Origin of the sequence: Citreicoccus inhibens, from assembly GCF_019039035.1 — a bacterium.
In the GTDB taxonomy this organism is placed as follows: Bacteria; Myxococcota; Myxococcia; order Myxococcales; family Myxococcaceae; genus Citreicoccus; species Citreicoccus inhibens.
The window spans coordinates 43,069-65,639 of record NZ_JAHNZT010000042.1 but is presented as its reverse complement, the minus strand read 5'-3'; the positions used below and the strand labels follow the sequence as shown (position 1 = coordinate 65,639).

Here is a 22,571-nt window from a genome sequence, read left to right as displayed (position 1 = left end):
GCTCTTGGCCAGCACCTTCGTGATGGCCGCCGTCAGCGACGTCTTGCCGTGGTCCACGTGCCCAATCGTTCCGATGTTCACGTGGGGAAGGCTACGATCGAACTTTTCCTTGGACATGACACTCCTCACGGGGCCGGAGGTTCGTCCGGCGCTCTCGGTCTCAACTCGGGAAAAGCAACTCCCGAAAGGTGCTGCGTCGTGCTCCAAACCTGCTGCGACGTCAACTGAAATCGCCCGGTAGACAACCCTCCGGGCGACCCGTTACCGGTTCAACGCCGCCTTCGGGGCGGGAGCGTAGTGGCTGAACTGCATGGTGTAGGTCGCCCTTCCCTGGCTGCGGCTGCGCAGGTCGGTCGAGTACCCGAACATGGCGGCCAGGGGCACCTGGGCCTGGATCGCCTGCACGTTGCCCGGCCGGGGCGTCATCCCCAGGATCTTCCCTCGGCGGCCATTGAGGTCCCCGATGACATCGCCCATGGCCTCCTCGGGCGTGAGGATCTCGCAGTTCATGATGGGCTCGAGGAGCACCGGCGAGGCCCGCTGCACCGCGTCCTTGAAGCCCAACGAGCCAGCGATCTTGTACGCCATCTCACTGGAGTCCACGTCGTGCATGGAGCCGTCGAAGGCCTCGACCTTCACGTCCACCATGGGATAGCCGGCCACAGGGCCGTTCTGCATGGCCTCGGAGATGCCCTGCCTGGCCGCGTCCACGAACTCCTTGGACACCGCGCCCCCGACAATCTTGTTCTCGAACTGGAAGCCCTTGCCCGGCTCGTTCGGCATCACGCGCAGCCAGATGTGGCCGTACTGGCCACGACCGCCGGTCTGCCGGATGTACTTGCCCTCGGCCTCCATCGGAACCGTGATGGTCTCGCGGTAGGCCACCTGCGGCTTGCCGATGTTCGCGTCGACCTTGAACTCGCGCAGGAGGCGGTCGACGATGATCTCCAGGTGCAGCTCGCCCATCCCGGCGATGATGGTCTGCCCGGTCTCCTCGTTCGTCTTCACGCGGAACGACGGATCCTCCGCCGCGAGCCGCTGGAGCGCCTGGATGATCTTGTCCTGGTCCGCCGTCGACTTCGGCTCGATGGCGATGTCGATGACCGGCTCGGGGAACTCCATCCGCTCCAGGATGATGGGGTGCTTGTCGTCGCAGAGCGTGTCGCCCGTGGTGGCGAGCTTCATGCCCACCACCGCGCAGATGTCACCCGCGTAGCACTCGGTGAGCTCGTCCTTCTTGTCGGCGCGCATCTGCACGAGCCGGCTCACGCGCTCGCGCTTGCCCTTCACCGAGTTCCACACCGCGGTCCCCGCCTCCAGGCGACCCGAGTACACGCGCAAGAATGTCAGCGTCTGCGAAGCGAACGCGGGGTCGTTCATGATCTTGAACGCCAGCGCGCTGAACGGCGCGTCATCACGGGTGGGCCGCTCCTCGTCCTCGCCCTTGAGGTTCTTGCCATGCACGGGCGGGATGTCCAACGGGCTGGGCAGGTAGTCCACCACCGCGTCCAGCAGCGGCTGCACGCCCTTGTGGCGGAACGCCGAGCCACAGAACACCGGGAACAGCTTCAGCTCGACGCAGGCCTGACGGATTCCCGCGCGGATCTCCTCCTCGGTGAACTCTGCCCCCTCCAGGAACTTGTTGGTGAGCGCGTCGCTCTGCTCGGCCACGGCCTCCACGAGTTCGGCGCGCGCAGCGTCAGCGGCCTCGCGGAACTCCTCGGGGATCTCCACCGTGTCATAGCGGCTGCCCTGGGCGTCGTCGTGAAACACGAGCGCCTTCATCTGCACCAAGTCGATGACGCCGCGGTGCTTGTCCTCGGAGCCCAGCGGCAGCTGCATGCGCACGGGGCGGGCGCCGAGCTTCTCGCGGATGGTGCCCACGGACATCTCGAAGTCCGCGCCGACACGGTCCATCTTGTTGATGAAGCAGATGCGGGGGACCTTGTACTTGTCCGCCTGGCGCCAGACTGTTTCCGACTGGGGCTCCACGCCGTTCACCGCGTCGAACACCGCGACCGCGCCGTCCAGCACGCGCAGCGAGCGCTCCACCTCGATGGTGAAGTCCACGTGGCCCGGCGTGTCGAGGATGTTGACGCGGTAGTTCTGCTCGCGCCGCTTCCAGAACGAGGTGATGGCGGCCGAGGTGATGGTGATGCCGCGCTCGCGCTCCTGCACCATCCAGTCCGTCGTGGTGGTGCCTTCATGCACCTCCCCCATCTTGTGGATGGCCCCTGTGTAGAACAGGATCCGTTCGGTGGTGGTCGTCTTGCCGGCATCGATGTGCGCCATGATGCCGATGTTGCGGTAGCGCTCGAGTGGGTACTCGCGAGCCATGACTCAGTGCCTCTCCACGGGAGGGGTGAAGGCCGACACGGCCTCCTCGCTCACCGACCGGAAATTTCAGAGAACCTGCTTCTAGCAAAAACAAAACCGCTCGGATGCATCCTCTGCATCCGAGCGGCGTCCGCGAGCCCCGGAGGGACTACCAGCGGTAGTGCGCGAAGGCCTTGTTCGCCTCGGCCATCTTGTGCGTGTCTTCACGCTTCTTCACCGCGTTACCGCGGTTGTTGGCGGCGTCCATGATCTCGCCAGCCAGCTTCTCCTGCATCGTCTTCTCACCACGCGCCTTGGCGTAGGTGATGATCCAGCGCATGCCGAGCGCCACGCGGCGATCCTGACGGACCTCCACGGGAACCTGGTAGGTGGCGCCACCGACGCGGCGGCTCTTCACCTCGAGCACGGGCTTGACGTTGTCCAGGGCCTTCTTGAAGGTCTTGAGGGGGTCCTCCTTCGCACGCTCCTCGATGAGGGCGAACGCGCCGTAGCAGACTCCCTCGGCGATGGACTTCTTCCCCTTGCGCATCAGGTCGTTGACGAACTTCGTAACGAGCCGATCCTGGAACTTCGGATCGGGGAGGATCTTCCGCTTAGCGACTACGCGACGACGAGGCATCTCTTCTCTTCCCTTACGCCCCACTTCCCTCTTCCGAGGAAGAACACCGGGGCTTCAAACGCTGCATTCTTGGAACTGCGGAGGACACTCCCCAGGGTGTGGGGCCAGCGTCCGACACGGCTTCAAATGACGAAGGTGGTCAGCGGTCCGAGCGGATCAGCTCGGGCGCTTCGCGCCGTACTTCGAACGGCTCTGCTTGCGACCGGCAACACCCACGGAGTCCAGCGTTCCGCGAACGATGTGGTAGCGAACACCCGGGAGGTCCTTCACACGGCCACCGCGAATCATCACCACCGAGTGCTCCTGGAGGTTGTGACCCACGCCGGGGATGTAGGAGGTGACCTCGATCCCGTTGGTCAGACGAACACGCGCCACCTTGCGGAGGGCCGAGTTCGGCTTCTTCGGGGTCGTGGTGTACACGCGGGTGCAAACACCGCGCTTCTGGGGGCACTCCTTCAGGGCAGGGCTCTTGCCCTTGATGTTGAGCTTCTCGCGGCCCTTGCGGACGAGCTGGCTGATGGTCGGCACTGAAACCTCTTCTTCGATGGGAGCCGCCCCGAGCACACCAGGCGGCACATATCTACCTACAGGCTACAGAAAGGCGCGCGAGTATAGAGAGGGGCCTCCCCGTGTCAAGCACGGCAGGACCCTGGCCAGGAAGCGGCCGGGACCGATGACCCTTTCCATCTTCGACGAACCTGGAGACAGCGGGCGGTCCTCTACTCCGCGTGCGGTTAGAAGTCGAGGACCATCACGATCGCGTCCTCGCCCTCGTCCACGTAGTAGTTCGGACGGATGCCCACGGGACGGAAGCCCAGCGCGCGATAGAGGTTCAGGGCGGGCTCGTTGCTCCGGCGGACCTCGAGCGTGGCCAGCGAACACCGATGGGCGCGGCCTCGCGCGAGCAGCTCGTCCATCACGGCTCGCGCCACCCCTCGCCGCCGATGCTTGGGCGACGTGGCCACGTTCAGCACGTGCACCTCGTCGTGCACGATCCAGAAGATGGCCAGCCCCAGCAGCTCCACCCCACCCTCGGGCAATGGGTCCTCCACGAGGAGGATGGTGGACCATTCGTGATCCAGTTCGCGCTGGAGCAGCTCCGTGGACCAGGGGTTGCGGAAAGAAGCCTTCTCCAGGGCCATGACCGCCGGGAGATCATCCCGGGTCATCCGGCGGATCAGGAAGCCGTGGTCTGGACGGGCCGCCCCTTCGTCGTTGAGGCGCCTCATCGCCGGGCCTCCCGCGCGAAGGCCGCCACCCGGCGGACCTGCGCCGCGACGCGCGCCTCGGCCAGGGCTCGGGCGGCCAGCTCGCCGTAGCGGGCCCGGACCAGCTTCTCGCGGATGGCGGTGCGCACCGCCTGGTCGTACTCGCCTGGGAACTCGGCCCGGTGCGCGTCGTAGTGCTGCCGCACCTCGGTCTCGCTCACCTGGGCCTTGAGCCGGACACGGCTGTCCAGGATGCGCTCGGCCCGGAGCCCTCTCGCCAGGGCGGCCGCGAGCCCCTCTCGGTCCATGTCGTGGAGGATCAGGAAGCGCCGCAGGGCCTCCGGGCCTCCCAACCGGGCCTGGAAGGCCGCCAGGCGGGTCTCGACGTCCGATGGCTCGGCGGGGAAGGCCTGCAGGCGGTCCGCCGTGAGAACGAGGAGGCGCTGACTGATGGCCAGATCGAGCGAGCGGCGCAGCGTCTCTTCATCCAGCGGGTCCGAGGCGGCCTGCACGGCCCCTTGCTGGATGAGCGCCACCCGGGCCTCGAAGTCCAGCTCGCTCAGGGTCAACACCTGGCCCTCGATGACGGCCACCACCCGGTCCACCACCGCGTTCTCGGTCCGGTCCGGAGTCGTGGACGCGGGAGCCGTCGCCCAGGCGCTTGCCGGGGCGGTCGCGAGTAGCCAGCCCACCAGGCACAGGGGACCCGCTCGAGCTGCGCGCGGCACTGCCATGGCCTCCCTCATCTTGCGGCGACTCTAACCATCCCACGGTCTTTCGGACATCCCGTGCTGGCGTCGCCCTCTGTACTGGTTACGTTCTTGCAATCGGGTACAGCACGGCGGGAACAAATGGCGGACGACTACTACCAGATTCTGGGCGTCTCGCGGACGGCGTCCGCGGACGAGATCAAGAAGGCCTTCAGGAAGCTGGCGCGAGAACACCACCCCGACGTGAACCAGGGGAGCAAGGCGAAGGCGGCGGAGGAGAAGTTCAAGAAGCTCAACTCCGCCTTCGAGGTCCTGAGCGACCCGAAGAAGCGCAAGCTGTACGACGAGTTCGGTGAGGACGCCGAGAAGATTGGGTTCGACGAGAAGAAGGCCGAGGCGTACCGCGCCTACCGGGCCGCCCAATCCGCGGGCGGCGGAGGCGGCGGCGGAATCCCCTACGGCGCCGAGGGCGTGGACCTGGGCGACCTCTTCAACGACATCTTCGGGCGATCCGGCGGGGGGGGCGGCGGGGGCGTCAACATGGGGGACATCTTCGGGCGGCGCACCCGACCCTCGGGCGCCGAGCGCGGTGATGACCTCACCACCCGCGTCCAAGTCACCCTGGCTGAAGCCGTCACCGGCACCGAGCGCGCCATCACCCTGCGACGCCCGGGCCGCTGTCCCAAGTGTCAGGGGCGCGGGGACACCGGCCAGACGGTCACCTGCCCCACCTGCCATGGCTCGGGCCGCGCGCGCCGTGCGCCGGGGCTTTTTGGTGGCTCGGGCTTCTGCCCCACCTGCCATGGCAGCGGACGCGCCCCGGAGCCGTGTCCCGAGTGTGACGGATCCGGCGTCCAGGAGGAGACGACCCGGCTGACCGTGAAGATTCCAGCGGGGGTCCACACCGGGTCGAAGGTGCGGCTGGCGGGCCAGGGCGCCGCCGGCGAGCATGGCGCCCCTCCCGGAGACCTCTACATCGAGGTGGACGTGGCCGAGCATCCCCTCGTGAAGCGTGAGGGGGACGACCTGTCCATGGACCTGCCCGTGACGGTGTCCGAGGCCGTGCTCGGCGCCGAGGTGCGGGTCCCCACCTTCCAGGGCGAGGTCACCGTGAAGGTCCCCGCCGGCTCGCAGTCCGGGCGGCGCATGCGGCTCAAGGGCCGAGGCGTCCCGTCGCTCAAGGGGGGCCCCCCCGGCGACATGTACCTCACCGTGCAGGTCAAGGTGCCGGAGGACGCGGACGCGGAGACTCGCGCGGCGGCCGAGACACTGTCACGCGCCTATCGCGGCGATGTGCGCCGCGAGTTGACGCTCTGAAGCCGCGGGCCGCGACCTTGCGGTTGTCTCTTGTCTTGCGAGGCGCACCGTCCTAGACGGCGCCTCCACCTTCTACTTCCTTCTTCGAACACCGGAACGAGTGCGCACCATGGGTCTCTTCGATTTCCTCACGGGTGGATCGGGTCCCGACAAGGCCCTCAAGCTCAAGTCCAAGGTCACCCAGAAGTATGGGGATCCGACCACGCGGCAGAAGGCCATCCAGCAGTTGGGGGAGATGAAGTTCCCCGAGGCCATCACCGTCCTGCTCAGCCGCTTCACCATCACCGTGGATCCGCTCACCACGGACGCGGACGAGAAGGAGCACACGTTCGAGCTGATCAAGGGCTTCGGGCAGGACGCCGTGGCGCCCCTCAGCGACTTCCTGCGCAAGAGCGATCACGCCACCTCCTGGGCCCTGCGCCTGCTGACGGAGCTTCAGAGCGAGGAGCAGGTGCTCGGCATCGTCACGGACACGCTCAAGCACCTGTCCAGCCACTACACGCGGGATCCCGAGAAGAAGGTCGTCCTCTTGCACGCCGTCTCCGGCAAGGCCGACCCCCGCGTCCCCGAAGCGGTCCTCCCCTTCCTGGAGGACATGTCGGATGACGTGAAGATCGCGGCGCTGAAGTCGCTCGGGGGGCTGAAGCACGAGTCGACGCGCGAGCCCATGCTCAAGCTGCTCACCTCGGAGGAGACCGGCCGCCGCGTCCAGACCGCCGCCCTCGGGGCCCTGGCAGACTGCGGGTTCTCGGTGAAGGGCTTCCAGGAGAAGGTCCAGGCGCTGCTCGTGGAGCCCTACTCCCTGGACAAGGACGCCCACATCCAGCGCAAGGCCTGAGTCCAGCTGTCTTCCATTGGACACGGCCAGTGTCCTGGAGTGGGCCTCCCCCACGAGGCCATTCCCTCGCGGGGGCGGTCTGGAGCAGGATCGGCCGGTGCCCTCGAAGAGAAAGGGGCCGCTGGCCGAAGTCGTGCCGCTGCGCCCCCTCGCGAAGAAGACTCCCGCCAAGCGGGCCGCGAAGCCAGCTCCACCGGTGGATCCGGATGCGGCGGCGCGTGCCCTCTTGGAGATGGGGCGCCATCTGACCGACAACGCCGGCCCCACCGAGGCGCTGCGCTCCCAGCTGCATATCGTCCACGCGCTGCTCAAGCCCAAGGTCTGCTACGTGGCGCGCTACTTCCCCGCGAGGGATCAGCTCCACGTCGAGCACGTGCGGGGCCGTAATGACGACCGCATCATCGCCGCCTCACCGGGTGATGGCGCCGTGGGCCGGGCCTTCACGCAGAAGACGCTGGTGCGGGAGCCCGGAACCGTGGCCGTGCCGCTCGAAGGGGCGCAGGGAATCACAGGCGTCCTCGTGGTGCTGGGCGCCCGGCGCAAGGCCAGCGACACGCTGATGCTCTCCCTGGCCGCGCAGCTGTCCGCGGCCTACGAGGTCGCCCGGCTGCGCGACGACAGCGCCCGACGCAACAAGGACCTCCAGACGGCCATCGCCGGCCTCAAGAGCCTGGAACAGAACCGCGAGGAGTTGCTCGGCAACGTCTCCCATGACCTGAAGAATCCGCTCACCACCATCAAGGCCTACCTGGCCATGCTGGGGCGAGAGAAGCTGGGGGCGCTGGCGGACTCCCAGCGGCGCGCGGTGCAGACCTGCGATCGCAACGCGGACCGCCTCCTGCGCATGGTGAATGACCTGGTGCTGATGTCCCGGCTGTCCTCCGGGAAGATGCAGCTCAACCAGCGTCCCTTTGGCATCAAGGCCGTGGCCGAGGAAGTGGTGCGTGCCCTGGGCGCCCTGGCCGAGCACTGCAAGGTGCGCGTGGTCATCCCGCCCTGCCCCGAGGTCTTCGTCCGAGGGGACCGCGAGCGCATCGCCGAGGCCATCCACAACCTCGTCGAGAACGGCATCCACCACAGCGAGGCCGAGAACACCGTGGAGGTGCGCGTGTCCAGTGCGGACGGCGTCGCCATGCTCTCGGTGAAGGACTCGGGGCCGGGCATGTCCATGGACGCCCTGGAGCACGTGTTCGATTCGTACTACCGAGCCCAGCCGGGCATGCCGCGCCCGCCGGGAGCGGGCCTGGGCCTGCCCCTGGTGGCCAAGATCATCGCCCTGCACGGGGGCCGCGTGGAGGCCTCCAGCATCCTGGGCGAGGGCAGCACCTTCCAGTTCGTCCTGCCCATGTTCGCGGGGGCGGTGAGCACGCCGGAGCTGTCCCAGGCGGCGCCCAAGGCCGGCGGCATCTTGCTGGTGGAGGATGACGCGGACTGCCGCGAGGTCCTCCAGCAGGTGCTGGAGCAGGAGGGCTATCGGGTGATGGCCACGTCGGGCGCCTCGGAGGCACGCACCCTCCTGTCCCACATCCGACCGGCCATGGTCCTGCTGGATCTGCGGCTGAGCGAGGAGGATGGCCGCTCGGTGCTGCGCTTCATCCGAGGCACCGAGTCGCTGGCGGACGTCGTCGTGTACATCATCTCGGGAGCGAGCGAGGTCGCCTCCCTCACGTCCGGCGAGGGGCTGGACCGGATTGATGGGTTCTTCGAGAAGCCCCTGCAGTTGCCCAAGCTGCTGGACATCGTGGCCGCGGTGGTCCGCCCCAGCATGCGGGGGCCCGCCGTCCCCTGAATGACGGGAAGGTTTCTTCCCGCGCAGAAGGGATGGCGGGAAACCGCCGAGCCTTGGCTAGTATCCGCGCGGTCCATGAGCACTTCTGTCTACTCCCGTTATCGCGCCGCCTTCGCTCAAGCGATCGCCCAGGTCCTGGGCGTGCCGGCGCCCGACATCGAGTCCCAGGTCAAGCCGGCCGAGCCCGCGCATGGCGACCTGAGCTTCGCCACGTTCTCCCTCGCCAAGGCGCAGAAGAAGGCCCCGCCCGCCATCGCCGCCGAGCTGGCCCGCGCCGTCACCGTGCCGGGGCTCGAGGTGAAGTCCGTGGGGCCGTACGTCAACGCGCGCTTCAACGCCCTGCCCTTCACGTCCGAGGTCATCGACTCCATCCGCCAGGCCGGCTTGGCCTACGGCAGCGACAAGGACGCCGGGACGGGCAAGACGGTGGTCATCGACTACTCGTCGCCCAACATCGCCAAGCCCATTGGCTTCCACCACATCCGCACCACGTTCCTCGGGCACTGCATCGCCAACCTGTACCGCGCGTTGGGCTGGCGGGTGGAGGGCATCAACTACCTGGGCGACTGGGGCAAGCAGTTCGGCCTCGTGGCCGTGGGCTTCCAGGAGTACGGGGACCCGGCGCGCATGGACGACATGAGCCACCTGGTCCAGGTGTACGTGAAGGCCAACCAGCGCGCCGAGAGCGACCCCGCCTTCGACGAGAAGGCCCGCGACTTCTTCCGGCGCATGGAGGCGGGTGACGCCGAGGCGACGAAGCTCTGGAACCAGTTCCGTGAGACGAGCGTGCGCGGCTTCAAGCAGGTCTACGCGCGCATGGGCATCGAGTTCGAGCACATCGAGGGCGAGAGCCGCTACCAGGGCAAGATGGACGCGGTCATCGAGCAGATCGCCCGCAAGCCCGGCGTGAAGGACTCGCAGGGCGCGCTCATCGTCGACATGCCCTACGCGGACAACGAGCCGCCCGTCCTCCTCAAGAAGAACGACGGCAGCACCCTCTACGCCACGCGAGACCTGGCGGCGGCGGAGGACCGATACGAGCGCTTCCACTTCGAGAAGTCGCTGTACGTCGTGGCGCAGGACCAGGCGCTCCACTTCCGGCAGGTGTTCCGCACCCTGAAGGAGATGGATCAGCCGTGGGCCGACCGCTGCGTGCACGTGCCGTTCGGCCGCATCCACGGCATGAGCACGCGCAAGGGCCAGGTGGTGGAGATCAACCAGGTGCTCGACGAGGCGCACGAGCGGGTGCTCGAGCGCGTGAAGCAGAACATGGCCGAGGGGCTGCTGAAGACGGACGACCCGGATGGGCTGTCCGAGCAGATCGGCCTGGGCGCCGTCGTGTTCGGCGACCTGAAGCACAAGCGCGCCAGCGACTACACGTTCGACTGGGACGAGGTGGTCAGCCCCGAGGGCCACACCGGCCCGTATCTCCAGTACGCCCATGCGCGCGCGGTCACCGTGCTGCGCAAGGGGGGCGGGGCTCCGGCGACGTATGACGCCGCGCTGCTGACGCTGCCCGAGGAGCAGGCGCTGTTGCGCGAGCTGATGCGGCTGCCCGAGGTGGTGAAGGACGCGGCCGAGCAGTACGAGCCGAGCCTGGTGGCGCGCCTGCTGCTGGACGTGGCCGCCGCGTACAGCCGCTACTACACGCTGGGCAATCAGGATCGGGAGAAGCGAATCCTCGTGGAAGGCAATGAGCCCATGCGCGCGGCGCGACTGGCGCTGACGGACGCGGTGCGCGTGACGCTGGCGGCCGGGCTGACGCTGCTCGGAATCCCGACGCCGGAGAACATGTAACCTGGGGGCTCGCCGTGGATACTGCGCTCGTGCAACCTGAGAATCGGTTCGAGACCTTGAAGGACGAGTTCGGTCCCGTGTCCCGCATGCTGGGGGCACGTTACTTCGATGGGGTGCACTTCCCACCCGAGGCCGAGGACGAGCTGCGCTCGCTCCATGCCAAGGGCTACGTGGTGCACGTCATGCGCACCACGGCGTGGATCAACTTCCTGTACCTGGCGTGGGCCATGGTGCGCCGCTCGCTGCCGCCCATCCGGGCGGTGGTGAACCTGCGCCCCTGGTTCACGCGCCCCTGGCGCCAGACGGCGCAGCGCGGGGATGTCTACGAGCGCTTCCGCTTCGCCTCGCAGCAAGGGGGCAGCGGGCTCGTCTTCCTGCGCCGCACCGCGCTCCTGGCCCCGTCCGGCAAGGAGACGCGCGAGGACCCCTTCCCCGCCCTGGTGCGGTTGGCGCGCACGGGCGACCGGCCCGTGTATCTGGTACCAGAGCTGTTCGTCTGGGAGAAGCGCAACGCGCGGCTCAAGCCGAGCTGGGTGGACATCGTGTTCGGCAGTCCGGAGGCGCCGGGCTTCCTGCACTCGATGCTGGCCTTCTTCCGCAACTACAAGCGCGCGCAGTTCCGGGTGGGCGAGCCCATCGACCTGCGGCGCTTCCTGGAGCAGAACCCGAACGACTCGGATGACGTGCTGGGCCGCAAGGTGCGCGGCGCGCTGCACGTGCACCTCGCCCGCGAGACGCGCGCGGTGTTCGGCCCGCCGGTGAAGCCCGCGGACCGCCTCATTGACGAGACGCTGCGCGACCGCGGCCTGCGCAAGGTGGTGGACGAGCACGCGGCCGCCACGGGCCGCAAGCCCGAGAGCGTGCTGCGCGAGGCCCAGCGCAACCTGGAGGCCATCGCGGCGAAGCCGAGCCCCACCACGCTGGCGTTCATCGCGCCCATGCTGGAGTGGGTGTTCAACCGCATCTACGACGGCATCGTGGTGGACGAGGCGGGCCTGCACCGCGCGCTGAAGGCCGCGGGCCGCGCGCCCGTGGTGCTGTGCCCCAGCCACAAGAGCCACGTGGACTACCTGGTGCTCAGCTGGGTGCTGTGGAGCCGCGGCTACGCGGTGCCGCTGGTGGCCGCGGGCGCCAACCTGTCCTTCTGGCCGCTGGGGCCCATGTTCCGGCGCTGCGGGGCCTTCTTCCTCCGGCGCTCGTTCAAGGGCGACAAGGTCTACGCCGCGTCGTTCAAGGCGTACGTGAAGAAGCTGGTGCATGACGGCATCCACCAGGAGTTCTTCCCCGAGGGAGGCCGCTCCCGCACCGGCAAGCTGCTGACGCCCAAGCTGGGCATGTTCACGTGGCAGGTGGAGGCCGTGCTGGAGGGCGCCCGCAACGACCTCGTCTTCGTGCCCGTGTCCATCGACTACGAGAAGGTGGTCGAGTCCGGCTCGTACTCGAAGGAGCTGGCGGGCGGCGAGAAGAAGCCCGAGGACATCAAGGCGCTGTTGACGGCGCCCAAGGTGCTGGCGGCGCGCTACGGCCGCATCCACCTCACCTTCGACGAGCCCTTGTCGCTCGTGGACTTCATGAAGGCGCGCGGGCTGTCCCCGGACACCGAGGTCAACGACGAGCAGAAGAAGGGCCTGGTGCGCGCGCTGGGCAACCGCGTCATGTACGGCATCAGCAAGGTGTCCACCGTGACGCCGCATGCGCTGGTGAGCGCGTCGCTGCTCGCCCACCGCCGGCGCGGCCTCACCCAGCGCGAGCTGACGGACCGCATCAGCCACCTGCGCCGCATCGCGGATGAAGAAGGCGCGCCCTTGTCTCGCGAGCTGAGCAACGCGCCCAGCAACCCCGAGACGCTCGGCCCCATCCAGGACGCGGTGCGCGAGTTCGTGTCGGATGAAATCATCCGCACGCAGGAGGCGCGCGGAGAGGTCATCTACCAGGTGGAGGACTCGCGCCGCCCGGAGATGGCCTTCTACAAGAACACCCTGATGAACCGGGTGGTCGCGCGCAGCCTCGTGGCCAACGCGCTCCTGGGCGGCTCGCCCGCGCCCTACGACACCGTGAAGGGGCGCGCGCTGTTCCTCTCCCGCTTGTTCAAGGTGGAGTTCATCTACCGGGTGGGCGCGAGCTTCGACACCATCTTCGCGGAGACGGTGGAGCGGCTGGTGCGCATGGGGCTGGTGATTCACGAGGGCGACGTGCTCAAGGAGGCGCCCGAGGCCCACGCGCGTCCCGAGCTGGAGTTCCTCGCCGACCTGCTGCGCGATTACCTGGAGGCCTATCTGCTCGCCGCGATGACGCTGCGCGATGTGGCCGAAGGGCAGCCCATGGACCGCAAGGCGTTCGTGAAGCTGGCGATGGAGACGGGCCGCGCGGAGTACCACGCGGGCCGCATCACCGCCGCCGAGTCCCTGGCCAAGACGACGCTGGAGAACGCGGTCGAGTACCTGCTGGATCAGAAGATCCTGCTCGAGGAGGACAAGAAGCTCAAACCCGGACCGGCGGCCACGGACCTCGCCACGCGCAACCCGCTGGCCGAGGACATCCGCCAGTACCTGCGGCGCGGCTGATCCCCCCTCTCGCGCGCCAGGAAGCGGGACGTCGCGATGGGGACAGGGTAGATACGCGGGGTCGGGCCCTTGGGGCCCTTCTCTGGCAGGAGCCGCCTGGTGGAAGAGACCCCTTCAAGCGCCGCACCGCTTCCCGAGTCCCCCGCCCCGCTCGAGCCCCTGGCGCCGGCCATCCCCACCGTCATCGCCCTGGCGTTGTTCATCGTCGTGGGCGGCGCGGCCCAGCTCGCCAACGCGGCGTTCGGGGTGTGGTTCACCGAGGTGTTCATCTTCCTGGGACTGGGTTGGGTGTTCCTGCGGGCCAAGGGCTTCCGGCCCGCGGTCTACACGGGGCTTCTGCCCCTGCGCTCGGCGCCCACGTTGTTCGGCTTCGCGGTGGGCGTGGCCAACTTCTTCGCGCTCGTGGTGCCCATCCAGTACGCGGCCCAGCAGCTGGTGCCGCCGTGGATGCGGGAGATGTTCGACGCCTCGCACCTGTTCGACAGCCAGTCGAGCGTGGAGATGGCGCTCATCCTGGGAGGCGTGACGATTGGAGCGCCGCTGTGTGAGGAGTTCTTCTTCCGCGGCATCCTCCAGAAGGGCCTCACCCCTCCTGCCCCGGCCTCGGCCACGCGGGCGCTCGTCATCACGGCCGTCATCTTCAGCGCGTTCCACCTGGACCCCGTGGGCTTCCTGGCGCGCGTGGAGCTGGGCCTGCTCTTCGGGTGGCTCTACCTGCGCACGGGCTCGCTGTGGCCCGGCATGGCCGCGCACGCGGCGAACAACCTGGTGTCCACCGTGCTCTACCTCATCGCCTCGCGCACCGCCGCGGCGGGCCAGGCGGAAGCGGAGACGACGGACCCGCGCGCGGTGCTTGGACTCGCACTGGTGGGCGCGCTGGGGCTGCTCGCCCTCAAGTCCGTGGCGCGCTTCTCTCCGTCCGTCTGGGGACGCGGCGGGGACGCGCCGCTCGAGGAGGCGCGCGCGCCGGGGGGGACGCCCTCGCTGCCGCGCCTGGTGCTGCCCTGGGTGGTGGCCTCCACCGTGTCGCTGGTGGGCCTAGGCGCCGTGGACAAGCGCGGCGTGGCCTTGAGCTTGTTCGACGTGGTGTACCCGCTTCCCAAGCTCCAGAAGGACGCGGCGCCGGGGCTGGTGGCGGAGCGCGCGGCGTTGAAGCAGGCCCGGGCAGCGGCGCGCCGGGGCAGCATCCCCATGGAGGCCTACGAGGAAGAGCGGCGCCGGCAGTCCGAGGCCTACAAGCCGAAGGCCGAGCTCAAGCACTGAGCGCGGCGCGCCCCACCGCCACGAGCGGGAGGCGCGCCCTCGCCTCACCTCAGACGAAGCGATACGACGCGACGTGGAACACCGGCCCCACCATGGCGCTGGTGAGCGCGGCGCGGTCCACGTGCCCTTCGGCCTCCACGCGGTGACCGTCCTTCTTCAGCTTCCGGTCCCCGCCCGCCAGTTGGTACGTGGTGCCATCGTCGCCCTCGAGCACCCAGACACCGGGCCCGAGGTCTCGGTACATGACCCGGCCGGAGAGCTTCACGCCTCCTCCCGCTTGAGCATCGCGCGGCCGATGACGAGGCACATCACCGTGTGGAACACGAGCCACGGGCGCGCGATGAAGGTGAAGGGCATCCACGCCAGCGACGGCGCCCCGGTCCACGCCGCGTAGGCAAGGAAGCCCGCGAAGCCCAGCGCCAGGCCCCCCACCGCGGGGCGCATCCCCTTCCACGCGATGGCCGGCAACGACAGCCCCAGAGGGATGAGCGCGCTGTAGAACAACGGGTTCACCGTGCGCCCTCGACCGAAGATGATGCGCTGCCAATCCGGGATGGGCAGCGAGGCCAGGTCCACCGCGTCCGAGCCCAGCCCCGAGGCGCCACCAAACCACGAGCGCGCGAAGAACACGCCCACCGTGGCGAGCAAGAGCGGCGCGAAGAAGGCGGGCCGCACCAGGATGTTGAGGAAGCCCGGGCGCTCACGACCGCGCAGCGAGAGCAGCACGAGGGCCATCAACCCCAGGGCCCAGTACAGCGGGGACCACGCCGTCTCCGACTCGCCGCGGAAGTGCTTGAGCGAGGCCTCGGCGTTGAGCACGCCATGGCCGTACTGCTCGGACCAGGCGACGTTGCCCACGGGCTTCGCGCCCGCGTAGAGCGCCTGCTCGACCTCGTCCGGGCTCTTGGCGCCCGCGGCGTAGAGCATCGCGGCGACGGCGGCCACGTGCGGCGTGGCCATGCTCGTGCCCTGGTAGGAGGCGTAGACGGAGCGCGAGGGGTCGCGCGGGTCGATGGTGTTCTGGATGATGCCGCCCGCGTCGCCCTGGCGCTTGTCCCCGCCCGGCGCGGCGATGTCGAGTTCCCTACCGAACGAGGAGTACGGGGCCAGCGTGCCATCCGGGCCCACCGCGGACACCGCGATGGCGCCGGGATAGGCGGCCGGATACTCCACCTTGCCTCGGCCCCCGTTGCCGGCGGCGGCCACCACGGTGACGCCCTTCTTGCGCGCGTACTCGACCGCGCTGGCCATGACCTGCGCGTAGCCGCCACCCCCCAGCGACAGGTTGATGACCCGAGCGCCGTGGTCCGCCGCGAAGCGGATGGCATCCGCGATGTCCGCCGTGGTGCCGCTGCCGAAGTGGTTGAGCACCTTCACCGGCATCAGCGTCGCCTCGAAGGCCACGCCCGCCACGCCCTGCCCGTTGTCCGTGGCCTGGGCGATGGTGCCCGCCACGTGCGTGCCGTGGCCGTGGTCGTCGTTGGCGTGCTCGTCGTCGTTGACGAAGTCGTAGCCCTTCACGAACTTCACGCCCTTCAGGTCTGGCACCTGCTTGAAGTCGTCGTAGTCCTCGTAGGCGATGCCCGTGTCGATGACAGCGACCACCACACCCTTGCCGCGCGAGCGCTCCCAGGCCCGCGGCATGTCGATCATCCGCAGGTTCCACTGCTGCGCGTACTGCGGATCATTCGGGGTGTAGCTGGCGTGAATCTCCAGCAGCGGCTCGGCGGACTCGACCGCCGGGTTCTGGCGAATCTTCTCCAGCGCCGCATCCACGTCATCCACGCCCACCGCCAGGGTGACGCCGTCGTCAGCGCCCTCGATGGAGTTGAACTCCAGGTCGACGCCCCACTCCTTCTCCCAGGCATCGAACTGGGCCTTCGTGGTGCCGTCCTTGAAGTCCACCACGATGGCGCCGGGAACAATCTGGGCGGGGTCCACCTCGGCGGCGGCGCGGGCCGCGGGCGCGGTGCCGGACGCGGTGGGCGCCTGCGGCTCACGCGCGGGGGACGCACATGCCGCGGCCATCAACACCAGCGCCGCGGGAAACACGGTCCTTCGCATCATCCGCATCGCACACTCCTTCAGCCGGAAACACGTCGCGTCGAGGACTCTACGAACGAACCACGAAACGATTGGGTCTGCCGGGGCAGTCTGTATGTCCCCCACTCGCGCATGCAAGGCGGCGAGCGTGAAGAAACATGACAGCGTCTGGAGGGTTGCACGCCCTCCCGCTCACCCGCCCGAGAGACGACCCAACCAGCCGGACACCGCGCGCCCCACCTGGGGCAGGTTGCGATGGAACGTGGGTCCCGCATCGTCGATCACCTCTAAGAGCCCGCCCGCCTCGGCGACAGCGGAGGCCAGCGCGGCGCGAGACATGCGCCGGTCCTCCTCCCCCACGATGACGAGCAGCGGACACGGCAGCCGCGCCAGCGCGACGACATCCACATCCAGCGGCGCCACCAGACACACCCCACCCACGCACGGGTGACGGGCTTGGAGGTCCAGCGCGACCCGCGCCCCGCCGTACAGCGACGCCACCGCGAGGGCGGTCGTTCCAGCGTTCTCCAACAGCACGCGCATGGCGGCCTCGGCGTCCTCCACGAGGGACTCGCCCGTGCCGCGCTCGCCCTGGCTGGCGCCCACGCCTCGATGGTTGAAGCGCAGGGTGGGGAAGCCCGCGTGAGCGGCGGCCCAGACGAGCTCCGCGGCGAGGAGATGATCCATGCCTCCGCCCTCCTCCGGCCGCGGCGGCAACACCAGCAATGGCGGCGCGCGCGTGCCTCGGTGCGCCGTGGCGTCCATCACCTCGTCGCCCACCGGCACCAGCGTGGGTCGCTCCAGGAACTGACCTTTCTGGACCATGCCTCACCTTACCGTCGCGACGCGGCCCTCACACCGGCGTGACGCGCCATGACGCACGCGCCCAGGAATTGCCGCACCGCACAATCTACGCAATGCGTCAATCGATAATTGTCCAATCCCACGCAACTGGTGACGCATTCGGGTGACAATGGAAAGGTCTCCCCCACTTTCCCTGCGCAGGAGCTTTCATCCATGACCACCATCGAGCGCGGTCGCAACGCCCTCAAGCCGCTTGGCACGAGCACCCAGCCCACCGCCGAGCTGAGCCGCGCGGCGAGCGCCAAGCCGGTGGAGGCGAAGAAGCCGCAGAGGGTGGCGGATGGCTTCGAGTCCAAGCCGACCCAGGCGGTGGCCGCGGTGTTCACCGCGGCGGCGGGCGCTCCGGACCGCGTCTATGACGGCAAGTTGGTGGGCGCGGGCGGACAGACGTTCGACGCGAGCACGCCGCTGAGCCAGGTGCCGCCGTTCACGCCGCGCAACAACCCCAACGCCACCGAGACGGCCATCTACATCAACGGCATCTCGACGACGAAGGACGCGCAGGCCGGCTCGCTGCAGGCGCTGGCGGACAGCACGGGCATGCGCACCATCGGCATCCACAACGCCACCGAGGGCATGGTGTCTGACGTGCTCCAGTGCGTGAAGGACAAGCTCGACAAGGGCAAGAACCCGGCGGTGGACACGCTGGCGGACACCGTCTACTCGGAGCTGAAGGCGGGCCGGGATGTGCACGTGATGGCGCACAGCCAGGGGGGACTCATCACCTCGCGCGCGCTGAACGATGTGGCGCGCCGGATGCGCATCGAAGATGGGATGTCCCAGGCGGACGTGGAGAAGGCGCTGAGCCACGTGAAGGTGGAGACGTTCGGCTCGGCGGGCGCCACGTACCCGGACGGCCCGCAGTACGTGCACTACGTCAACAACCGCGACCTGGTCCCCAGCGTGCTGGGCCTGGGCGGGAGCCTGGATCCGCTGGCGCTCTTGCGTCACCCGGGCAAGGGCGCGCAGGTGGAGCGCTTCTCGGAGAAGACGATGTTCACCGGCGCGCACGCGCTGGAGGCCACGTACCTGAAGCACCGCGTCCCGTTCGATCAGGCGCGAGCCGGGCAGTTCTGACGCCTCCATCGTCGTGCTATGCAGGTGGCCATGACCCGTGACGAAGCGCAGCGCTTGGTGCAGACCTACCTGCGGGCCCAGGGCATTCACCTGAGCCCGGGGCTCAGTCCGAGTGGCGTGGGGGGAGTGACCGTGGGCGAGGCCCAGCTCTACTTCGAGCACAGCTCGCAGACGGGCGGCCTCAAGTGCAGCGGCCTCATCTACCGCTTCCGCGAGTCCCCCCGCCCCGGTGTCCTCGACGGCTTCCGCGACGAGGAGAAGGCGGGCACGGACACCGGTGGCGGCACGGTGGACTTCGAGCCGGAGAGCAAGAGCCTCTTCCTCAGCCGCACCTACGCGGCCATCCCCGCCGACAAGGCGTTCGCGGATGACCTCGCGCGGCTGATGAAGGCCAGCCTCGATTGGGGCGGCGACGTGTTCGAGCGCGTGGCCTCGCGGGTCTTCCCCGCGAAGACAGCGAAGTAGCCATGGCCTGGGCCCTCCCCACGGGCGTGCATTGGTTGCTGTCCTCCATCGGGTTGATGCAGCCGCCGCCGGTCGCGGGCGGCCCGCTCACCCGGGAGTCAGCGCGCGCCCTGGTGCGCTGGTACCTCCAGGGCAAGGGCGCCACCAGCACCGAGGGGCTCGACGCGGAGGGCCGGGGCGGCGCCATGCTGAGCGAGGCGCAGCTCTACTTCGAGCACCTGGAGGCGAAGCAGGCGCTGGAGTGCAGCGCGCTCATCTACCGCTTCCGCGAGGAGCCCAAGCCCGGCGTCGTCGACGGCTTCCGCGCCGAGGCCACTGAGGGCACCGACGCGGGCGGCGGCGAGGTGGCCTATGAGGCCGACTCCCGCTGCCTCTACCTGCGCCACACGTACACGCAGGTCCCCACGGGCGCCGAGTTCTCGCGGGACATGGACCGGCTCATGAAGGCCAGCCTCGTGTGGGGGCGCGACGTGCTGGACCGCGTCGCGCACCGCGTGTTCGGCACCTAGACGGCCTGGAGCACGTAGAACTTGAGGTACTTCCCTTCCGGGAACTGCAGCCGCACGGGGTGATCCGGCGGCTGGTAGCGCTCCTCGACGAGCGCCAGGTCGACGCCGGTCTTGAAGCCCGCCTCGCGCACCGCGCCCATGAACATGTCCGGGCTCACGCGCGCCGAGCACGACGCGGTGGCCAGCAGCCCACCCGGGCGCAGGATGGCCAGCGCCTGCCGGTTGAGCGAGGCGTAGCCGTCCACGGCGGCCTCCACCGCGCGCTGGCTCTTCGCGAAGGCGGGCGGATCCAGGACGATGAGGTCGAACGTGCGGCCCTCGTCCTTGAACGACTGGATGAGCTTGAACACGTCCGCGGCGAGGAAGTCGTGCTTCTCCGCGGGCAGCCCGTTGCGCGTGAAGTTCTCGCGGGCCAGCGCGATGGCGTCCGGGTCCTGATCCACGGAGAAGACGCTGCGCGCGCCGCCCATCGCCGCGTTCACGGAGAAGCCGCCGCTGAAGCTGAAGCAGTTGAGCACGTCACGGCCCTGCGACAGCCGGCGGATGAGGTGGCGGTTCTCGCGCTGATCCAGGAAGAACCCCGTCTTCTGGCCGCGCCACGCGTCCACCAGGAACGTCACGCCGCGCTCGCGGATGGGGATGAGCTCCGGCGCCTCGGTGCCCCAGAGCATGCGCCCCGAGCCCCGACCGTCGTCCTCGTCCACGTCATCGCGGCCCACTTCGTCACGGCCGAGCACGCCCTTGAGGCCGGGAACACCCGCCTTGAGCGCCTCGACGATGAGCGGCCGGTACGGCGTGAGGCCCGCGGAGTAGAGCTTCATCACCGCCCAGCCCGCGTACAGGTCCACCACCACGCCCGGCAGCCCATCTCCCTCGCCGTGGACAAGCCGGTAGCTGTCCGTGTCCGCAAGGTCGATCAGCTCCCGGCGCGCGGTGAGCGCTCGCACCACCCGCTGGGTGATGAAGGCCGCGTCCACGGGCTGGCGCGGATCCCGCGTCAGCACCCGCACGGCGATGGCCGAGTGCGGATCGTAGTAGCCGCGCGCCACGAACTTCCCATTCTCCGTCAGGTCCACCACGCAGCCCGCGGGGATGCGGGGCACATGCTCCAGCGCCTTGCGGAAGACCCAGGGGTGTCCGGCGCGCAGGTGGCGTCCCAGGCCGCGGGCCAGCTCCAACTTCACGAAATCCACGGTGTCACTCCTCGCGTCCCGGCCGCCCGCGGCGGGCGAGGATGGCTTTCGCCAGCTCCTCGAAGCCCCGCCCCTCGGGTGCCCGGGTGATGAAAGCCGGCGGCGCGTCGATGCGGTCCAGCACCGCGCGCACGTTGGCCACGCCCACGCCCAGGGCAAAGGCCTGGAACATCGGGGCGTCGTTGAAAGAATCCCCCGCGTACACATAGCGGGAATCGGTGGGGTCCAGGCGCTCCCCCCAGACGCGCCGGGCGAACAGGCGCGTCGCGCTCAGTTTGTCGAACCGACCGAGCCAGCAGTTGACGTGCACCGACGAGCGCACCGCCGTGACGCCTCGCTCGCGCAGCAACGACTCGATGCGCGCGGCGCCCGCGTCCCCCAGGCGAGCCTCCTCGTTGTAGTCCACCGCGAGGTCCACCTCGGTGTACGCGCTGTCCACGGACAGCCGCGCTCCGGGCACTCGGGCGAGCACGCGCCGGACCTCGGTCGTCAGGCGCTTGCGATTGGCCGCGCGCTCGGCGGGCGGCTCGGCGTACACCTTGCGCAGCGCCCCTCGGGCGTTGCGCGTGAAGAAGAGGCCGCCGTTCTCCACGATGACGCCGTCCACGGGGAGCTGGCGGGCCCAGGCCTCACCCCACCCCGCCGGCCGACCGCTCACCAGCACGACGCGAAGGCCCGAGGCCGACAAGCGCTCCAACGCCTGGAGCGTCTGGCTGCGCAGCTTGTGGCCCGTGGTCAGCGTGCCGTCCACGTCCGTGAAGACGCCGCGCACCGCGGACAGGTCCGCCTCCCGGAGCGGCCGGGGCATGGGGCGTTGCTCACGAGCGCGGCTCACATCACGTCCAATTGGGCCAGGAGCCCCTGGAACGACGCGATGGTGGCGCGCAGGTCCTCGAGGGAGAGCTGTGCGAAGGCGAGCTTGCGGGCCTTGCGCAGGAAGGCATCCAGAGCGGCGTCCCGGCCGTAGAGCGCCTGCCCCGCCGCCGCCGCCTCGGCGAGTGTCCGCGCCGCGCCGACCGCGTCGGTGGGCACGAGGGACAGCGCGCGCTCCAGGCGCACCCCACACGACGCCCAGACTTCACGGTCGTGGATGATGAGGAGCTGGCGCTGGTTGACGCCGGAGAGGCCGCGCACGAACGCGTCCAGCTCCTCCATCAACACCAGGAGTTCCTCGCGCGTGGGATTGGCGCGGATGGCGAGCTGCCCTACTCCCGCGCGCATCTCGACGATGCGGCGCTTGTCCTGCGCGCGCAGGTTCCGATACGCGGCGGTGCGACCAAAGGCATCCAGCTCCGTCTGGAGCTGCTGCGCGTTCCACTGCACGTCCTCGGGCTCGGCCTCGCGCACCTTGGCGAGCCGCGCGGAGACGATGCGCGCCAGGTCCGCGGTGATGGCGCGCACGGTGACGGCCGCCTTCACCTCGGCCTCATGACCGGGGACGACCTGGGCGCGCGTCACGTCGCCGAAGGTGCTGACGGACTCGAACACCAGGCTGCTCATCTGCTCGCGGAAGCGCGCGCGGGTGCGCTGGATCTCCGCGAGGAGCACCCAGCGATCGCTCACCACGGAGGGGTTGCGCATGGCCTCGCCCAACTGGGTGACGCCCTGGGCGAGCATCGCCATGGCGTCCTGAAGGAGCCCAGCGGCGTCGCGGGAGGTGGCGCTGTGGGGGGGGGCGGTGGGGAACTGCTCGCGAATGACATTGAGCAGCGCGTTGACGTCCATCACCGTGTCGCGGATGACGGGCGCCATCTCCTCCCACAGCGACAGGTCAGGGCTGGAGTCCACGACGGGGGACTCGTACTTCACCAGGTCCAGGTCGCTCAGTCGGGCGATGGCGTGGGCGGCGGCGAGATACACTTTTCGCAGCCGCTCGGCGACGTCACGGTCCGCGAGTCCCTGGAGGATTTCGTCGAGCCTCGGCGTGAGCGAGGCCTGGGGGTTGTTTTCGGCAGCAGCAGACACGGGATTCCTACTC

At 69.1% G+C, this 22,571-nt stretch carries 21 protein-coding genes; 9 read left to right on the top strand and 12 right to left on the bottom strand.

Features of this window, described 5'->3' with window-relative positions; translation table 11 throughout:
• The 6 genes from KRR26_RS31975 to KRR26_RS31950 form a co-directional block, all read right to left on the bottom strand.
• Nucleotides 1-117 (bottom strand): GTP-binding protein (locus KRR26_RS31975; RefSeq protein ID WP_217081601.1); only part of this gene is annotated, 117 nt, incomplete at its 3' end.
• A 144-nt stretch (nt 118-261) separates the two neighbouring features.
• Nucleotides 262-2,337, bottom strand: coding sequence for an elongation factor G (gene fusA / locus KRR26_RS31970; RefSeq protein ID WP_120210276.1), 2,076 nt, complete (start codon nt 2,335-2,337; stop codon nt 262-264).
• Nucleotides 2,338-2,485: 148 nt separating this feature from the next.
• Complete coding sequence (gene rpsG / locus KRR26_RS31965) at nt 2,486-2,956, bottom strand: 30S ribosomal protein S7 (protein WP_120210275.1); 471 nt, start codon at nt 2,954-2,956, stop codon at nt 2,486-2,488.
• 156 nt (nt 2,957-3,112) lie between these two features.
• Nucleotides 3,113-3,484, bottom strand: coding sequence for a 30S ribosomal protein S12 (gene rpsL, locus KRR26_RS31960; RefSeq protein WP_043408969.1), 372 nt, complete (start codon nt 3,482-3,484; stop codon nt 3,113-3,115).
• A gap of 206 nt (nt 3,485-3,690) precedes the next feature.
• The gene (gene rimI, locus KRR26_RS31955; protein ID WP_120210274.1) at nt 3,691-4,185 is read right to left on the bottom strand and encodes a ribosomal protein S18-alanine N-acetyltransferase; all 495 of its coding nucleotides are present in this window, start codon (nt 4,183-4,185) and stop codon (nt 3,691-3,693) included.
• Nucleotides 4,182-4,898, bottom strand: a complete 717-nt coding sequence (locus KRR26_RS31950; RefSeq protein WP_236069384.1) for a hypothetical protein — start codon at nt 4,896-4,898, stop codon at nt 4,182-4,184. The genes rimI and KRR26_RS31950 overlap by 4 nt, the downstream gene beginning before the upstream one ends.
• 117 nt (nt 4,899-5,015) lie before the next feature.
• Here KRR26_RS31950 and dnaJ point away from each other — a divergent pair, with 117 nt between their 5' ends.
• The 6 genes from dnaJ (at nt 5,016) to KRR26_RS31920 (ending at nt 14,442) form a co-directional block, all read left to right on the top strand.
• A complete protein-coding gene (gene dnaJ / locus KRR26_RS31945; RefSeq protein ID WP_120210272.1) occupies nt 5,016-6,191 on the top strand; it encodes a molecular chaperone DnaJ in 1,176 nt (391 codons plus the stop codon).
• Nucleotides 6,192-6,300: 109 nt separating this feature from the next.
• On the top strand, nt 6,301-7,029 hold the full coding sequence (locus KRR26_RS31940) for a HEAT repeat domain-containing protein (RefSeq protein ID WP_120210271.1): 729 nt from the start codon (nt 6,301-6,303) through the stop codon (nt 7,027-7,029).
• Between the two features lie 97 nt (nt 7,030-7,126).
• The gene (locus KRR26_RS31935; protein ID WP_217081649.1) at nt 7,127-8,818 is read left to right on the top strand and encodes an ATP-binding protein; all 1,692 of its coding nucleotides are present in this window, start codon (nt 7,127-7,129) and stop codon (nt 8,816-8,818) included.
• Between the two features lie 75 nt (nt 8,819-8,893).
• Nucleotides 8,894-10,615 carry an arginine--tRNA ligase gene (argS, locus tag KRR26_RS31930; protein ID WP_120210269.1) on the top strand — a complete coding sequence of 574 codons (1,722 nt, stop codon included), beginning with the start codon at nt 8,894-8,896 and terminating at the stop codon, nt 10,613-10,615.
• Between the two features lie 14 nt (nt 10,616-10,629).
• Nucleotides 10,630-13,179: a 1-acyl-sn-glycerol-3-phosphate acyltransferase gene (locus KRR26_RS31925; RefSeq protein ID WP_217081648.1), complete on the top strand. Its 2,550-nt coding sequence runs from the start codon at nt 10,630-10,632 to the stop codon at nt 13,177-13,179.
• A 96-nt stretch (nt 13,180-13,275) separates the two neighbouring features.
• Nucleotides 13,276-14,442, top strand: a complete 1,167-nt coding sequence (locus tag KRR26_RS31920; protein ID WP_328707242.1) for a type II CAAX endopeptidase family protein — start codon at nt 13,276-13,278, stop codon at nt 14,440-14,442.
• Nucleotides 14,443-14,491: 49 nt separating this feature from the next.
• Here the strand turns inward: KRR26_RS31920 and KRR26_RS31915 are convergent, their stop codons facing one another.
• From KRR26_RS31915 to KRR26_RS31905, 3 genes are all read right to left on the bottom strand, one after another.
• A complete protein-coding gene (locus KRR26_RS31915) occupies nt 14,492-14,707 on the bottom strand; it encodes a DUF5818 domain-containing protein (protein WP_120210266.1) in 216 nt (71 codons plus the stop codon).
• Nucleotides 14,704-16,515 carry a S8 family serine peptidase gene (locus KRR26_RS31910; RefSeq protein ID WP_217081646.1) on the bottom strand — a complete coding sequence of 604 codons (1,812 nt, stop codon included), beginning with the start codon at nt 16,513-16,515 and terminating at the stop codon, nt 14,704-14,706. Before KRR26_RS31910 ends, KRR26_RS31915 begins: the two co-directional genes overlap by 4 nt.
• A gap of 162 nt (nt 16,516-16,677) precedes the next feature.
• Entirely contained in the window at nt 16,678-17,310 is a 633-nt protein-coding gene (locus KRR26_RS31905) for a serine aminopeptidase domain-containing protein (RefSeq protein ID WP_120210264.1), read from the bottom strand.
• Between the two features lie 192 nt (nt 17,311-17,502).
• Between KRR26_RS31905 and KRR26_RS31900 the strand changes: the two genes are divergently transcribed.
• Genes KRR26_RS31900 through KRR26_RS31890 form a run of 3 tightly spaced genes read left to right on the top strand, consistent with a single transcriptional unit; the run spans nt 17,503 to nt 19,400 of the window.
• Nucleotides 17,503-18,426 carry a hypothetical protein gene (locus KRR26_RS31900; RefSeq protein WP_120210263.1) on the top strand — a complete coding sequence of 308 codons (924 nt, stop codon included), beginning with the start codon at nt 17,503-17,505 and terminating at the stop codon, nt 18,424-18,426.
• Nucleotides 18,427-18,456: 30 nt separating this feature from the next.
• Nucleotides 18,457-18,891, top strand: a complete 435-nt coding sequence (locus KRR26_RS31895) for a hypothetical protein (protein WP_120210284.1) — start codon at nt 18,457-18,459, stop codon at nt 18,889-18,891.
• A gap of 2 nt (nt 18,892-18,893) precedes the next feature.
• Nucleotides 18,894-19,400, top strand: coding sequence for a hypothetical protein (locus KRR26_RS31890; RefSeq protein WP_120210262.1), 507 nt, complete (start codon nt 18,894-18,896; stop codon nt 19,398-19,400).
• Here the strand turns inward: KRR26_RS31890 and KRR26_RS31885 are convergent.
• From KRR26_RS31885 to KRR26_RS31875, 3 genes are read right to left on the bottom strand one after another with little or no spacing between them, the layout of a single operon-like run.
• Entirely contained in the window at nt 19,397-20,593 is a 1,197-nt protein-coding gene (locus tag KRR26_RS31885; protein ID WP_120210261.1) for a class I SAM-dependent rRNA methyltransferase, read from the bottom strand. The two genes, KRR26_RS31890 and KRR26_RS31885, sit on opposite strands and share 4 nt — an antisense overlap.
• A gap of 4 nt (nt 20,594-20,597) precedes the next feature.
• Entirely contained in the window at nt 20,598-21,401 is an 804-nt protein-coding gene (locus tag KRR26_RS31880) for an HAD-IIB family hydrolase (protein ID WP_217081645.1), read from the bottom strand.
• Between the two features lie 23 nt (nt 21,402-21,424).
• Nucleotides 21,425-22,558 carry a hypothetical protein gene (locus KRR26_RS31875; protein ID WP_217081644.1) on the bottom strand — a complete coding sequence of 378 codons (1,134 nt, stop codon included), beginning with the start codon at nt 22,556-22,558 and terminating at the stop codon, nt 21,425-21,427.
• Nucleotides 22,559-22,571 lie beyond the last annotated feature (13 nt).

Coding starts and splice junctions, on each gene's coding strand:
- fusA (WP_120210276.1), bottom strand. CDS start 2,337: ATGGCTCGCGAGTACCCACTCGAGCGCTACCGCAACATCGGCATCATG.
- rpsG (WP_120210275.1), bottom strand. CDS start 2,956: ATGCCTCGTCGTCGCGTAGTCGCTAAGCGGAAGATCCTCCCCGATCCG.
- rimI (WP_120210274.1), bottom strand. CDS start 4,185: ATGAGGCGCCTCAACGACGAAGGGGCGGCCCGTCCAGACCACGGCTTC.
- KRR26_RS31950 (WP_236069384.1), bottom strand. CDS start 4,898: ATGGCAGTGCCGCGCGCAGCTCGAGCGGGTCCCCTGTGCCTGGTGGGC.
- dnaJ (WP_120210272.1), top strand. CDS start 5,016: ATGGCGGACGACTACTACCAGATTCTGGGCGTCTCGCGGACGGCGTCC.
- KRR26_RS31940 (WP_120210271.1), top strand. CDS start 6,301: ATGGGTCTCTTCGATTTCCTCACGGGTGGATCGGGTCCCGACAAGGCC.
- argS (WP_120210269.1), top strand. CDS start 8,894: ATGAGCACTTCTGTCTACTCCCGTTATCGCGCCGCCTTCGCTCAAGCG.
- KRR26_RS31910 (WP_217081646.1), bottom strand. CDS start 16,515: ATGCGGATGATGCGAAGGACCGTGTTTCCCGCGGCGCTGGTGTTGATG.
- KRR26_RS31905 (WP_120210264.1), bottom strand. CDS start 17,310: ATGGTCCAGAAAGGTCAGTTCCTGGAGCGACCCACGCTGGTGCCGGTG.
- KRR26_RS31900 (WP_120210263.1), top strand. CDS start 17,503: ATGACCACCATCGAGCGCGGTCGCAACGCCCTCAAGCCGCTTGGCACG.
- KRR26_RS31895 (WP_120210284.1), top strand. CDS start 18,457: ATGACCCGTGACGAAGCGCAGCGCTTGGTGCAGACCTACCTGCGGGCC.
- KRR26_RS31890 (WP_120210262.1), top strand. CDS start 18,894: ATGGCCTGGGCCCTCCCCACGGGCGTGCATTGGTTGCTGTCCTCCATC.
- KRR26_RS31880 (WP_217081645.1), bottom strand. CDS start 21,401: ATGCCCCGGCCGCTCCGGGAGGCGGACCTGTCCGCGGTGCGCGGCGTC.